The sequence below is a fragment of the Candidatus Palauibacter sp. genome, from assembly GCF_965237495.1.
Lineage (GTDB): Bacteria > Gemmatimonadota > Gemmatimonadetes > Palauibacterales > Palauibacteraceae > Palauibacter.
Map to the genome: position 1 here is coordinate 25,466 of NZ_OZ250143.1, position 13,709 is coordinate 39,174.

The window sequence follows — 13,709 nt, forward strand, 5'->3', positions numbered from 1 at the left end:
GGTCAACTTGGTACCTGGCTGCGCGGCCCGCAGGTGCTGCGCGGCGTGGCTCCGGGAACGTCAGACTGCGGCCAGCGACTCCAGCGCGGCGAGGGCGGCGGCCCGGCCTCGCGCTTCCGGGAAGGGTTCGAGTGCGAGGGCCACCATGCCCGTCGCGTTCGCCACGGCGAAGCTGATCCCGTTGAGGTTGCGCTCGGGCGAGACGCCGGGGATCGGCCGGGGGTAGCCGGAAGCGTAGAGCACGCGCCGGCCGTCGCGTCGGCCGATGCGGATGGCGTCCCGCGGGAGGTCCCAGTCGAGGCAGACGCCGAGCGCGCCGGGGAGGCTGCCCGGGAGCCAGCGCTCACCCTCGTGCGAGTAGGCCGCGATGACGAGCGTCCCGCGCTGCACGGCGCGATCGACCGCGGGCTGCAGCACGTCGATGCGGCTCTGGCGCGGCGTCCCGAGGCTCAGATTGGCCACCCGGCAACCCTGCTCCCCGGCCCAGTCGATCGCCTTCGCCAGCGTCCGGGCGCTCGTCGCCAGCACGTCGTGAAAGACGCGTGCGACGTGGATCCGCGTGCCCGGCGCCTTCTCCTGGATGGCCGCCGTGACGGCGGTCCCGTGGCCGAGCCGGTCCACGAGGTCGCCGTGCGCGGTCCCGTCGGGGGTGAGCGCGATCCCGTCCGCGAGCAGGCCGAGGTGCGGGTGGCCCGGATGGACCCCGCTGTCGATGACCGCGATCGAGACCCCCCGGCCCGTCCGGCCGCGCAGCGCCGCCGCGTCCAGTCGAACCGTGTGCGGCGGACTCACCCGCGGTCGGTCGCGAACAGGGCGCGGAACGGCCCGGGCCGGTCGTCGAGATCGGCCGGGCGCCCGTCCTGCGCGATGCGCCCGTCGCGAATCACCACCGCCCGCTCCGCGCGCCGCGCCAGTTCGGGCCGGTGCGTGATGAGCACCGTCGTCCGCCCCCGCATCAGCGCCGCGTAGCCCTCCAGCACCTGGGCCTCCGAAGCCGGATCGAGCGCCCCCGTCGCCTCGTCGAACACGAGGACGGCCGGGTCGGAGAGAAACGCCCGCGCCACCGCCACGCGCTGCCTCTCCCCGGCGGAGAGCTGTCGTCCACGCTCGCCGACGATGGTGTCGGCTCCCTCCGGCAGGGAGACGAGCAGTCCGTCGAGCGCCGCCGCCCGAAGCGCTCCGGCGACCTCGAGGTCCGAAGCGTCGGGCTTCGCGTAACGCACGTTGTCGGCGATCGAGGCGTGAAACATGAACGGGTCCTGCTCGACCACCGCGACCTGGCCTCGGACGTCCGCCAGCGCCAGCGTCCGAAGGTCCCGACCGTCGAGGAGCACCCGCCCGCCGTCCGGGTCGAGTTGCCGCGAGAGCAGATCGGCGATCGTCGACTTCCCGCTCCCGCTCGCCCCCACCAGCGCCACCACCTGCCCCGCCGGGATCTCCAGCGCCACCCCCGCCAGCACCTCGCCCCCGCGGCCATGGCCGAGCCGCACGTTGTCGAGGACCACCGCCCCCTCGGCCCGGCCCAGCCGCGCGGCCCCCTCCATCTCGTCGACCTCGGGCGCCGTATCGAACAACTCGTGCACGCGCACCAGCGATGCCCGGGCGCTCGCGAGGTTCGCGTACAACCCCATCAGCGCCTGCACCGGGAAGAGGAGCCGCATCTGGTACGCCATGAAGGCGATGAACGTCCCCAGCGTCGTCGCCTCCGTGATCACCCGGTAGCCGCCGTACAGGAAGACCGCCGCCGTCCCCGTCTGCAGCAGGAGCCCCGGCAGCCCCCCCGCCAGGTAGGTGAACCACCGCATCGAGAGCAGCGCCCGTACGAAACGGTCGTTGCGGCGCCCGAAGCGCTCCGCCTCGCGCTCCTGCGCGTTGGCCGCGACCACCGCCCGCATCCCCTGCACGGTCTCGATGAGGAAGCTCCCGATGTCGGCGCTCCGCTCCCGCAGCCGGGTCACGCGCCCCTCGAGCCGGCTTCGGTACCGGACCAGCGCCCACAGACTCGGCGGCAGCGCGATCAGACCGACCAGGAAGAGCCGCGCGTCGAGCCACACCAGCATCGCGACCGTCCCCACGAGGAAGAGGATGTTCCCGAACAGGCTCAGCGCCGCGTCCGCCGTCACCCGCTGGATCTCGGCGATGTCGTTGTTGATGCGGGAGACGATGTCGCCGAGCGGCGTCCGCGCGTAGAAGCGCGGCGAGAGCTTCTGCAGATGACGGTAGAGCGCCAGCCGCATGTCGAAGAGGATCTGGGCCGAGACCCGCGTATAGCGCATCCCGCTCGCCACGTTGGCGCCGAAGCCGAGGATCGTGATCCCGACGAAGAGTCCGGTGATCCGGAGCAGGACGGGGAAGTCGCCGCCGAGGATCGCGTCGTCGATCATCGTCTTCGACAGGTACGGGAGCACCAGCCCCAGCGCGGTGCCCGCCGTGGAGAGCAGGACTACGGGAACCAGAGCCGCCGCGTACGGTCGAATGTAGGCGAGGGCTCGGCGGAGGTGCGGGTCGCGGATCACCGCGACCTCATGGAGATGGGCCGGGTGCGGCTCAACCCGGGTCGGGCACCACGACGACGCTCGTCATGTCGGCGTCCAGCGTGACCGTGCGCAGGAGCTCGAACGTTTCCTCGTCGTACACGTCGATCGTGCTGCCGGCGTTGTAGATGTAGAGCCGTTCGCCATCGGCGCTCGGCATCAGCGCCATCCGCGGCCGCCCCGCGAAGGTGATGCGGTCCGAGACCCTTCGCCCCGCGAGGTCGAACTTCCACATCTCGTAGTGACCGATCTGCGACTTGAGCCCGTACCCCTTCGTCCTGTCCGGGGAGAGCGCGAACGACACGCGATCGGAGGGCCCGATGGGGTGGAACTCCACCGTCTGCTCCGCCAAGTCCACGGTCGCGAAGCCCATCAGCCGCCGGTTCTGGACCGGATCCATCACGCGGAAGAGACCGGTGTAAACGCCTTCCTCCTCCTGGTACGGACTCTCTCCGAAGGGGAGCGTCATCGCGCCCAGCCCCGTCTCGAACGGCTCGGAGATCGCCCAGCGGTCCACTTCCTCGAACGTCTCCGAGTCGACCGCCACGAGGTCGTCCGAGAACATGTACAGGAGGTCCCCGTCGGGGGAGAAGCGGAAGTTGGCGTTCTGTCGCAGATCCTCGCCGGGCCACGGGATCGTGTCCGTGACCTCGTAGGTCGTGAGGTCGAAGCGGAGGATCGTCGGTTCGTCGATCTGGTAGCGGTCCGCCAGCTTCGTGCGGCTCTGCACGAGAATGGCGGCCCACTCCAGGCTCGGATGGACCTGAAACGACCGGATCCACGTCCGCGTCGAACCCTCGCTCAACGTGAACTCTCCGACGGATTCCTTCGAGGGGAGGGCGATGATCTCCACCGTCTCGAAGAACGGATCCAGAACGTAGAGCCGCGATCGATCGTCGGAGAGGGTGAGACGAAGGGAGATCGCGCGCTTGACCGGAATCCGGTCCACGACTTCCTCCGAGGCCTCGTCCCACACGAGCACCTCGTTGCTGTAGTTGCCCATGTACCAGTAGGCGTTGCGGCCGTTCGCCGCGCCGCCGCCGTTCTCCTGCGCCGCCAGCGCCGTGGCGAAGAGGAGCCCGCAAGCGGACGCCAGGATCGGGGCCATCCGGCCCCCGGGGCGCCTGCGTCGGATCACGGGAAGACCAGGTCGAGCTTGCGCCAGTCCTTCTGCGCCGAGGCGCACTGCGACGTCCAGTCCGGCGAGTGGTTGAGCTGGTCGGGCACGTGCGCGGGCCAGAAGCAGGCGAGGTGGCAGTCGAACAGGTCCCGTTCCACGGGCTGGCAGAGCCCGGCCGTGCCGCCGCTCGAGTCCACCTCCCAGCCGGGCGAGAAGACGAGCGAACACCCGAGCGGAATGTGCGGTCCCTCCGGCGGCCGGCTCTCGAGTCCGACCACGTCGAGTTGCTCGCGCGCCACCTGCGCCTCGATCCGGCCCGCCTTCTGGTTGATCGGCTTCAGGTGTTTCACGGCTCTCCCCCTCGCGAAGGGTCGGGCCGGGCCCCGGGGCCCGGTCGCGTCAGTGGTCGAAGCGGGTCAGGTACGACGGGTTCCGCTCCGACAACTCTCCGTAGATCTCCAGACAGGTATTTGTCCACGTCCGCACCCAGGTGCAGAAGTGCAGGTTGGGCGCGGTCGTCTCTCCGGTCCTCGTATACGCCTCGTGGTAGCAGCCGCCCGAGCAGATGGGGCGGGCCCAGCACGTATGGCAGTCCGTCTTGTTCTTGATGTGGTGGTCCTCGAGGAACTCCCGCTGGCGATCGCGGTCGATCCCGTCGGCCACCGTCCCGAAGCTGTGTTCGTCGGAGTAGGCGAAGCGGTGGCAGAGGGAGACGTCCCCTCCCGTCGTCACCCCCATGAGCCCGAGCCCGGCCCCGCAGGGATACGCCTTGCTCACGCCCTTGTGGATCTCCTCCAGCGTGTCCTTCACGTTGGAGAAGCCGTGGTGCCGGTTCTGCACCGCGTGCTCCAGCCAATCCCGCGCCAGTTCATCGAACTGCCGCAGCATGCCGACGTATCCCTCGTCCGTGATCTCCCAGTCGCGGCCCGAGGAGGTCGTGACGGGGGCGAATCCCACCTCCCAGAACCCCATCTCGTCGGTGAGGTGACGGTAGATGCGGTGGATGTCGAGGTTCTCGCGCGTGAGGGTGACGCGGGCCCCGATCGGGCGCGTCTTGTGCCGGCGGAGCAGTTCCATGATCCGCGGGCGGACGGTCTCGTAGGAGCCCTTCCCGCTGTGGAAGACCCGCATGCGGTCCTGCATCTCCTGCGGCCCGTCGATGGAGACGGTCACGCCGATCTCGTTCTCCGCCAGCCACTCGATGATGTCCGGGCGGAGCAGCGTCGCGTTCGTCGTGAGGCTGAACTCGATCCGTTTCCCCTCCTCCTCGGCGCGGCGGCGGGCGTAGGCCACTGTTTCCTGGAGTGTCGGGAAGTTGAGCAGCGTCTCGCCCCCGAAGAAGGTGAGGTGGGCGACTTCGATGGGTCCCGACTCCTTGAGCAGGAACTCGACGCCGTCCCGCGCCGTCTCGTCGGCCATGAACTTCGGATCGTCCGTGCACGTCGTGTCGACGATCTTGTCCTCGCCGTACTCGTAGCAGTAGGTGCAGGCGAGATTGCACTTGTTCGTGACGTTGAGGACCATCGTGGTGAGCGGGAACCCCTCCGGCGGCAGGTCGTTCACCACCTGCTCGGCGGGCGCTCCGGCCTCCCCGACGGCGCGGATGTGCCGGAGTTCGGTCAGCCCCTCCTGTACCCGGTCGACGGGATAGCGGTCCGAGAGGGAGTTCACGATCTCGCCCGGTGCGCGCGGACCGTAGCTCAGCAGGTCGAGGATCCCCGAAGACGCCGCGTCGAGCCGGAAAATACCCGCCGATGGGACGAGGTAGAGGAATTTCTCGCCCGCCGCCTCGAAGGTGTGAAACTCGCGGAGCGCCAGTTGATGGGGGGGTCGGATCATGGGATCAGCCTGCCCGTGGGTACGCCCTGCCAAGGGTCGAATTTGAGGTACAGCGGCACTGTCACGATGAGATGGCCGCGGGCGCGCAGCGGTCTCCCGGAGGCCGCGTCCGGATCCGCGTCGGAACCCGCGTAGGTCGCGACCACCCACACGTCGCCCACGTTGTTGCGGCTCCCCCGGCGATCCTCGTTGGGACCGTCGATGGCGGGTGCGAACACGCCGTCCGGGCCGAGCGCGCCGACGTAATCGATGTCGTCGTCGTCGAAGGTGGCGGTGTACTCCTCCATGCTCCAGCTCACAGGCACCCGTCCGAGCCGGAGGTCGTCCTCCGTGTCGGGCTCTCCATCCGGACCGTCATCCCACCCGATGGCGTCGAAGGGCTGGTATCCCTTCGGGAAGTTGACGCCGCCGATCCGGGACATCCCCGCGCGCGGCGTCACCTGGATGCGGTCCACGCCGTCGTGGACCTGGAGCGCCCCGGCCAGGCTCGCGCCGCCGACGAAGAGGTCGCGCCCCCCGACCGGCGCATCGGCGTCCACCGCGACGCGCACCGTGACCTGGCTCGCGTCGCCGCCCACCACCGACTCGACGCGAACCCCCGGACCGAAGTCGAATTCGGCGGCCGCCGGGTTCATCGGGAGGTTCACGCCGTGGACGCGGACTTCGGCGGCCTCGGCGCCGGTTCGGAGCGCCCGCGGGTGTACGCCCGAGACGACGGGGCCGCCGCTCACCCGGGTCAGCTTCACGTCGGGCCCGAACTCGTCGTACGCACCGGTGAACCAGCGGCCGGTCATCTCCTGCCAGCCGCGGTCGACCGTCATCACCTCGCGGAGTTCGTCCGAACCGCCGGGGTTCGACCGTCCGCGCCACTGGTATCCGGTGTAGACGATGGACTGCCCGCTGCGCCGCACCCGCTCCCCCGACTCCGCGTAGGTGTACGAAGCGGAGCTGCGGAACTCGTCGGGGCCGTCTCCGGGCTCGATCTCGACCGTGCCGAAGATCTGTCCCTTCCCCGGCTCGAAGCCCGCCAGCGCCCACGTGCCGGCGAGCCGGGGAGGGCGCATCGAGGCGGACCAGGCCGCCCACTCGGGCGTATCGAGGGGGAAGGCCTCGGACAGGTGGTCGATCGCCACCTCCACGGGTTGCGGGCCATCGCCCCCCGACTGGAACGCCTGGAAATCGACGAGGGGGTAGAGGCCGCGGTGCGTCGCCATCAGCAGTTCCCACTCCTCGCCGGTCCGGCGCTGGGTGATCACCCGGCCCATGCTGTGGCACTGAATGCAGGTGTTCTCGACGTCGCGGTCCGCCTCGTAGACGTGTTCGATCAGACGCCGTTCGACCTCGAAGCGGCCGGGTTCGAGCTCCTCGGGAGCGAGTCCCTGCCGGTTCGCGAGATAGCGGACGACTTCGCGCGCCTCGTCCGGGTCGAGCGATACGTCGTTGAGCGCCACCATGCGCCGGACCGACGCCTGCCACCCTTCCGGCGTCTTGCGTTCGTAGGAGATCCGGGACATGCGTCCCTGTTCGTCGCGCTCGTGACAGCGCTGGCAGCGCCGCACGACGAGTTCGCTGTCGATCGGGTAGCCCTCGTCCTCGTCCGTCTGGTCCGTCGCGTGCGTCGCGTGCGACAAGGAGGCGACGTCGGCAGGGGGAGCGGCGAGCAGGGCAGCCGGTGCGAGCGGGGCAGGCGGTGCGAGCGATCCGGGCATCCCGGGGACCGAGGGAACGGCACGCGCGGCGACGAAAACCGCGACGCCGATGGCCAGTCCGGCCGCCGGGAGGGTGAGGCCGAAGCCCCGTCTCGCTTGATCGGCGACCGCATCCCGTTTGGACGCTTCGCTCTCCATATCTCCTCCGTTGAGAGTCGGTTGATTGTGCGTTGACGATGCCGGCCGCGTCAATCCGAAACGCGGACCGTCAGCTCCGCACCGGGTTCTCCGCGAGGTCGAGGAAGCCTGCGCCAACCGCCAAGGCCAGGGCCGCAAGGAAGTCGGGCAGCGGCGCGGGCGCGCCCCGCCGGTTGTACGCCTCGTAGAGGTCGGGGACCTGGTCGGACGCGGGGGCTACCTCCACCATCCGCCGGAGGTCCACGTTGCGCACGTAGCGGGCGCCGGCCGGCAGCCGTTCGGAGACGAGGTGCGGTTCGAGCGCGACCCGGTCGTCGACCACGGCGGGCCGCTCGACGGACGCGAGCGCGGCGCCGCGCCGGAAGTGGACCGAGGGAAGCGAACGGATCGTCTCGTACGCGCTCCGCACCTCCGCGCTCCCCAGGAACGCCTCGGCGCGGCGGTCCGCGAGCGAGCGGTCGCCGGGCTCCGCGACGGCGGGCGCTCCCGGTGTCGCCGCCGCGTCCGCGATGTCGGCCCCCGCGATGTCGGCCCCGGGGATGTCGGCCCCGACGCTGTCCGCGCCGGCCTCTCGGGCGGCGGCGAGGCGGACCTCCCAGAAGGGGTGTTCGTTCGCGGCCGCGGCCTGCTCGAGGAAGGGGACGGAGAGGGCCCGGTAGGTGCGGTAGACCTCCCGCTCGCGGTCGTCGTACAGCTCGCACGCAGGTCCGGTCATGGCCTCGTCCTCGAGCGCGGTGCGCGTCACGATCGCGGCCAGCCAGGCGGAGGCGAGCGCCTTCTTGACGCCGTAGGAGGAGAGGGGGTCGATGAAGGAGCCGGCGTCGCCGACGAGGAGCAGGCCCTGCCGGCCGTGCGAGGTCGCGCCATACAGTGACGCGGGACACGCCCGCACGGGACCCGCGAGACGTCCGGCGCGGAGCCGCCCGGCGAGCCGCGCCGCCTTGGCCAGTTCGGTGCGCCACATGCCGTCGAGGCCGCGTTCGCGGCGCAGGCGCGTGCGGCGCGGGTCGACCATCGCGGTCACGCACCGGGTGCGCGGCGAGGTCGGGACCGACCAGGCCCACCCGTCCCGGTAGCTCTCGATGAGCGTACGGCCCGGGTCCGGCGCGGGGCCGTCGGGGTCCGCGGTCCAGCGGCCGATGAGGGCGAGCGTGGTGATCCCGCGTTCGCGGATGCGGAACCCGCGCCGGGCGAGCACCCCGGCGCGGCCCGAGGCGTCGAGCACCCAGCGAGCCCGGTAGCTTCCGGTGGCGGTGGCGACGCGCCAGCCGTCGGGCCCGGTCGCCGCCTCGATGACCGGGCCGTCCGTCCGCAGCCGCGCCCCCGCCTCGCGGGCCACGCCGTGGAAGGCGGCCTCGAGCGCGGCCCGGTCGGCGTGGAAGCCGCACTCCTGCGCCTCGAACCGCTCCTCTCGGCGGGGCATGCCCGCCCACCAGACGGTGTTGCCCTCGTTCGGCACGAGGCCCGCCGCGTCGAGGGCGGCGAGCGCACCGACGCGTTCCAGGAGCTTGCGGGCCGAGCCGGGGATCGACTCGGCGAGCCACTTCGCCGGCGGGGCCGGCCGGGTGACGAGCGCTACATCATGCCCGTGCCGCGCCAGCGACGCCGCGGCGGCGCAGCCGGCCGGCCCCCCACCGACGATCAGGACATCATGTGGCCTGATTGCCAGCTCGGCTTACCGCTCCCGCTGGCGCAGCACGTCTCCTCCGCTCGGCCCGTCGGTGGCAAAGCAGTAGAAGCGGCCGTCACCCCCCGTGCCGCGCAGATCCTCGAGGCTGCAGCCCCGCGAAGCGTGGGCTTCGTTCCACGACGTCGGGTTCTGGCCACCGCCCTGCCGGTCGTGGTGCCCGACGAGCGCGCTGCCCTCGCCGCTCGACATCCAGTTGCTGCACGTCGTGTCCCCGTCGGCGTCCGACGCCATCCCGTTCATCAGCGAACCGGATAGGATGTCGTGCCGGTTCGGCTGGTCGCCCCGACCGTTCACCTGATCCCCGTTCTCGGTGAGGATCGTGGCCTTGGTCAGGTTCGGGCCATTGCTGTGCAGATGCTCGACACCGCGAGCGATCAGCGTGCCCGCGTGGTTGTACCACGGCCCGTCGCCGATCCGATCGCGCGCGTTCACGCCGCCGGCTCCGGTCGTGCTCAGGTAGGCCCGCCACATGCGGTCGGGCAGCCCCGCCGCCTCGGCCAGCGTTTCGCAGTACGCGTCCGCGCCATCGAGCCCGCCGAGGTCCGCGCCGTCGCCCGAATTCGAACTCGTGATGAAGAAGCTGATGTTCGCGTCCTGCGCCGCCGCCGCGCTGGCGCCGAACGCGAGGAGAATCGCGGTGAGACTGATGGCCCGTTTCATGTCCGACTCCTGTCCAGTGTAATCCGCTCGATCTGCTCCACTCCGGTCGCGGCTAGCGCCGGATATATTTCCGCATCTGTCGGGGACCCACTTCCGCCCCGTACAGGTTTCCGTGCGCGTCGATCGCGATCCCCTCGGCCCCGCTCGTTCCCGAGGCGTCCGGATTCGGCTCGGGGTCGGGGATGAAAGCCGTCACCCACCCGGACGCCGCGTCGCCGATGTAGATCCCGCGCAGCCATCCCTTGTTGCGGCGTGCGTTCGACTCCGAGTCCGTCGAGTACAGCACGTCGTTCTCGTCGATGAACAGACCGCTCGGACGCCCGAACTGATACCAGGTCTCGATATGGTTCCCCTCCTGGTCGAAGATCTGGACGCGACTGTTTCCGCGGTCGCCGACGAACAGGCGTCCCTGCGAGTCCATGGCGAGCGCGTGCGGGTCGCGGAACTCTCCGTTCGCCGTCCCCATCCGCCCCCACTCCATGAGGAAGGTGCCGTCGGGCGCGAACTTGATGATGCGGTTGTTGCCCCCGGCGTCGTGTCCGTCCGCCACGAAGATGCTCCCGTCGGGCGCGACGAGGATGTCCGACGGCTTGTTGAAGTGGTTCGGCCCGTCGCCGGCGACGCCCTTCTCGCCCAGCGTCATCAGGACCTCGCCCTCCGGACTGAACTTGTAGATGACGTGTCCCCATCCCTCCGGTACCGGTGCGTATCCCACCGCGTCGGCCACCCACACGCTGCCGTCATCCTCCACGAACATCCCGTGCGGCCACGCGATCATCCCCGAACCGAAGCTCCGCACGAGCTTCCCCTCCGTATCGAAGAGCAGGACCGGGTCGACGTCGCTCTCGACGCACAGGTTCGCCCCGCAGCGCTCGCCCACCCAGATGTGCTCGCCGTCGGGCGCCGGATAGACCGCGCTCGTCGCGCCCCATTCGCGTCCATCGGGCAGCTGTCCCCAGCCGTCCATCGCCATGTATGGGTTCGGCGCCGTCAACTGCGCCTGGAGCGTCCCCGCGCCCGGGCCCGCCGCCGCCAGCGCCAGGACCGCGAGAAGTATGATTCGTCTTGCGTCTTGCAATCCGCCCTCCTTCCGTGATGGGTCCGGTGACGATGCGACGTGATCGCCAAGCCGGGCAAGCGCGGGCATCCGCCCTCGCCGTGGGGTCCCGAGGACGTTCCCGCGGGAACGTCCGCTACGTCGCCTCGGGTTTCGCCTCGGGGCTGCCTCCCGCGGCCACGGTCGACCTCCCGCCGCTCTTCGCCTTGGCCGCCAGTCGGCCGAAGGGGCCGCTGATCGCCCATGCTGCGCCCACGATGATGACCAGGAGGGCCGCCCAGCGCATGAGCGTAGCGCCCAGTGCCGCGTCGAAGGCCGGCCATCGGAAGCGGTAGGCCATCAGCTGCGAACCGCGATCCGTCATCCAGTGCCATCCCGTATGCGCGATCAGCGCGGACGAGAGGATCGTCCCCATCCGCTCCGCCACCACCTTCCGGAACAGCAGTTCGACCACGGGCACGGCGACCGCCACAACGAAGAGCTGCCCCAGTTCCACCCCGACGTTGAACGAGAGCAGAGAGGTGAGCAGGTGCCCGCCGGCGAACTGGAGCGACTCGCTGAGCGCGAACGAGAAGCCGAAGCCGTGCACGAGTCCGAACCCGAACGCGAGTAGCCACCGCTTGCGCGGCTTGCCCCCCACGATGTTCTCGAGGGCCATGTAGACGATCGAGAGCGCGATCAGCGTCTCGATCAGCGGCGGAAACCACAGCGCCCGCGGCGCGATGCCGAAGGCCGACGCGATGAGGGTGATCGAGTGCGCGATGGTGAACGACGTGATGACGGGAAGCAGACCCCACAGCGTCCGCAGGGGGATGACGAGGCAGAGCAGGAAGAGGAGGTGGTCGATCCCGTCGAGGATGTGCGTGAAACCGAGCGACACGAAGCGCAGCGCCGCCTGGTGCCAGCGGGGGTCGAGCCGCACGAGCCCCGGATCCCCGACGTACTGGAAAGCGCGCTCCGGCCGATCCGGGGGGCGCAGGCGCAGGACCGTGACCGTGCGCAGCCCGAGATGCGCGAACGCCGGGTCGATCGAGAAACGCGACCGGTCCGACTCGATCTCGTACTCCAGCAGCACGTCGAGCAGCGCTTGCCGCCACGGCAGTTGCAGCCCGGGATCGAGCGGCGGGTCGTCGAAATGCGCCAGCGCCGTCTCGTACGTGGCGAACGAACGGTCCGAGGGGAGGGAGACCCGCGTGGCCACGATCCGCGGCGTCCCCAGGCGGCGGTCCTCTTCAAGGAAGGTGACGTAGTCCGCGAGCCAGAGCTGCGCCGCGTCGGTCAGAAACGGACCCGCCGCCTCCAGGTCGAGATACCCCAGGCCGTACTGCGGAAACTCGATGTCGCGCATGGCCTCGAGCGGCGCCCGGACGAGGAAGCGGAGCCGCCGACCCTCCGGCGTGACGAAGGCCTGCACCGTGACGTCCGACGGAATCTCGTGCAGCACCGCCAGGCCGGGCACCTCCGGCGTCGCGGGATCGGCTGCGGCCCGCAGCCCGCCGACCGGGACCGACAAGCCGCCGACGGCGAGCGCGAGCCCGGTCAAGGTCGTTGTCCGGCAGCGGGCGTCCATTCACGATCTCCGAATTCCGTGACGTTTCGAGATGAGGCCTGTTCGTCGGGAACGATGGTGCGGTTGGCCCGTGGCGTCGACCCCGGCAGCGTCTCTGGACGAATGTGGACGGGACAGGTAGCGTGAACGGGCGCGGCACGGTACACGATCGGCAAGGAGATACAGCATGACTGGGAAGCAGCGGACCCTCATCGTGGGTGCGGTCGCCGGCGTCGTCATCGCGCTCGCGTGCGGCCAGGCGGCGATGGACGACGGGGCTCAGGCCAGCGAAGGGCGGGGCGTCGAGGCGCCGATGTTCGAAGTGGACCCCTTCTGGCCGCAGCCGCTGCCGGATCACTGGGTGCTCGGGTCGGCGATCGGAGTCGGCGTGGACTCGCGAGACCATGTGTTCATCATCCACCGCGGCAACCTCACCGAACGCACCGAAGGCGGGGCCGACGCCGACCCGCCGATCGGCGAGTGCTGCCGGGCCGCCCCCCCCGTGCTCGAGTTCGATCCCGAGGGCAACCTCGTGAATTCGTGGGGCGGCCCCGCCGACGACTACGTATGGCCCGCCTCGAACCACGGGATCACGGTCGACCACATGGACAACCTGTGGATCGGCGGCAACGGTGCGAGTGACTCGCATATCCTGAAGTTCTCGCGCGACGGCGAGTTCCTGGCGTCCTACGGGGAGCCGGAGGTCGGGGAGGAGCCTGACAGCAACAGCGAGACGCGCTTCAACCGCGTCGCCAAGCTGGCCTTCGACGGTGAGGCCAATGAGGCCTACCTCGCCGACGGGTACGGCGGGCGCCGCGTCGCGGTGCTCGACGCATCGACGGGCGCCTTCAAGCGCTACTGGGGCGCGTACGGAAACGTCCCGGACGACACGCCGACGCCGCGCTACGATCCGGACGCGCCGCTCATCCAGCAGTTCCGGACGCCCGTGCACTGCGCCGAGCCGTCGCTCGACGGCTTCGTGTACGTATGCGACCGTCCCAACGACCGCATCCAGGTCTTCCAGACGGACGGCACGTACGTCGATGAGGTGCGGATCGCGCCGCGCACGCTGGGCGACGGGTCGACGTGGGACATCGCCTTCTCGCGCGACCCGGAGCAGAAATACATGTACCTGGCGGACGGGAAGAACATGCGGGTCTACATCATGGACCGCGCCACGCTCGAGATCCTGACCAGCTTCGGCGATGGCGGCCGGCAGCCAGGCCAGTTCTTCGCGGTCCACAGCATCGCGACGGACTCCCAGGGCAACATCTACACGACGGAGACCTACGAGGGGAAGCGGGTCCAGAAGTTCGTGTACATGGGCATGGGCCAGGTTTCCGCGGAGAACCAGGGTCCGCCCTGGCCGCGCGGCGAGCAGTAGCCGGGCCGGTCGCGTTTCACGGCCGGACT

11 protein-coding genes are annotated in these 13,709 nt (G+C 70.3%); 1 reads left to right on the plus strand and 10 read right to left on the minus strand.

The window, feature by feature from the left end; all coding sequences use genetic code 11:
* Positions 1-60 precede the first annotated feature (60 nt).
* The 10 genes from ACPXY0_RS00105 to ACPXY0_RS00150 form a co-directional block, all read right to left on the minus strand.
* Entirely contained in the window at positions 61-792 is a 732-nt protein-coding gene (locus ACPXY0_RS00105) for a S8 family serine peptidase (protein ID WP_423927301.1), read from the minus strand.
* Positions 789-2,516, minus strand: coding sequence for an ABC transporter ATP-binding protein (locus ACPXY0_RS00110; protein WP_423927303.1), 1,728 nt, complete (start codon positions 2,514-2,516; stop codon positions 789-791). Before ACPXY0_RS00110 ends, ACPXY0_RS00105 begins: the two co-directional genes overlap by 4 nt.
* 31 nt (positions 2,517-2,547) lie before the next feature.
* Positions 2,548-3,642 carry a YncE family protein gene (locus tag ACPXY0_RS00115; RefSeq protein ID WP_423927305.1) on the minus strand — a complete coding sequence of 365 codons (1,095 nt, stop codon included), beginning with the start codon at positions 3,640-3,642 and terminating at the stop codon, positions 2,548-2,550.
* A 26-nt stretch (positions 3,643-3,668) separates the two neighbouring features.
* On the minus strand, positions 3,669-4,004 hold the full coding sequence (gene qhpC, locus ACPXY0_RS00120) for a quinohemoprotein amine dehydrogenase subunit gamma (protein WP_419163089.1): 336 nt from the start codon (positions 4,002-4,004) through the stop codon (positions 3,669-3,671).
* 49 nt (positions 4,005-4,053) lie between these two features.
* Positions 4,054-5,493, minus strand: a complete 1,440-nt coding sequence (peaB, locus tag ACPXY0_RS00125) for a quinohemoprotein amine dehydrogenase maturation protein (protein WP_423927307.1) — start codon at positions 5,491-5,493, stop codon at positions 4,054-4,056.
* Complete coding sequence (gene peaA, locus ACPXY0_RS00130; RefSeq protein WP_423927309.1) at positions 5,490-7,340, minus strand: quinohemoprotein amine dehydrogenase subunit alpha; 1,851 nt, start codon at positions 7,338-7,340, stop codon at positions 5,490-5,492. The genes peaB and peaA overlap by 4 nt, the downstream gene beginning before the upstream one ends.
* A 70-nt stretch (positions 7,341-7,410) precedes the next feature.
* Positions 7,411-9,009, minus strand: a complete 1,599-nt coding sequence (locus ACPXY0_RS00135) for an NAD(P)/FAD-dependent oxidoreductase (protein WP_423930746.1) — start codon at positions 9,007-9,009, stop codon at positions 7,411-7,413.
* A gap of 6 nt (positions 9,010-9,015) precedes the next feature.
* On the minus strand, positions 9,016-9,690 hold the full coding sequence (locus ACPXY0_RS00140) for a hypothetical protein (RefSeq protein WP_423927311.1): 675 nt from the start codon (positions 9,688-9,690) through the stop codon (positions 9,016-9,018).
* 52 nt (positions 9,691-9,742) lie between these two features.
* On the minus strand, positions 9,743-10,768 hold the full coding sequence (locus tag ACPXY0_RS00145; RefSeq protein WP_423927313.1) for a peptidyl-alpha-hydroxyglycine alpha-amidating lyase family protein: 1,026 nt from the start codon (positions 10,766-10,768) through the stop codon (positions 9,743-9,745).
* Between the two features lie 115 nt (positions 10,769-10,883).
* A complete protein-coding gene (locus ACPXY0_RS00150) occupies positions 10,884-12,317 on the minus strand; it encodes a HupE/UreJ family protein (protein ID WP_423927315.1) in 1,434 nt (477 codons plus the stop codon).
* A gap of 166 nt (positions 12,318-12,483) precedes the next feature.
* Here ACPXY0_RS00150 and ACPXY0_RS00155 point away from each other — a divergent pair, with 166 nt between their 5' ends.
* On the plus strand, positions 12,484-13,680 hold the full coding sequence (locus tag ACPXY0_RS00155; RefSeq protein ID WP_423927317.1) for a hypothetical protein: 1,197 nt from the start codon (positions 12,484-12,486) through the stop codon (positions 13,678-13,680).
* The last annotated feature ends 29 nt before the right edge of the window (positions 13,681-13,709 follow it).

Excerpts from the sequence above, each read along its gene's own strand:
- ACPXY0_RS00115 (WP_423927305.1), bottom strand. The coding sequence starts at position 3,642 with ATGGCCCCGATCCTGGCGTCCGCTTGCGGGCTCCTCTTCGCCACGGCG.
- peaB (WP_423927307.1), bottom strand. The coding sequence starts at position 5,493 with ATGATCCGACCCCCCCATCAACTGGCGCTCCGCGAGTTTCACACCTTC.
- peaA (WP_423927309.1), bottom strand. The coding sequence starts at position 7,340 with ATGGAGAGCGAAGCGTCCAAACGGGATGCGGTCGCCGATCAAGCGAGA.
- ACPXY0_RS00140 (WP_423927311.1), bottom strand. The coding sequence starts at position 9,690 with ATGAAACGGGCCATCAGTCTCACCGCGATTCTCCTCGCGTTCGGCGCC.
- ACPXY0_RS00150 (WP_423927315.1), bottom strand. The coding sequence starts at position 12,317 with ATGGACGCCCGCTGCCGGACAACGACCTTGACCGGGCTCGCGCTCGCC.
- ACPXY0_RS00155 (WP_423927317.1), top strand. The coding sequence starts at position 12,484 with ATGACTGGGAAGCAGCGGACCCTCATCGTGGGTGCGGTCGCCGGCGTC.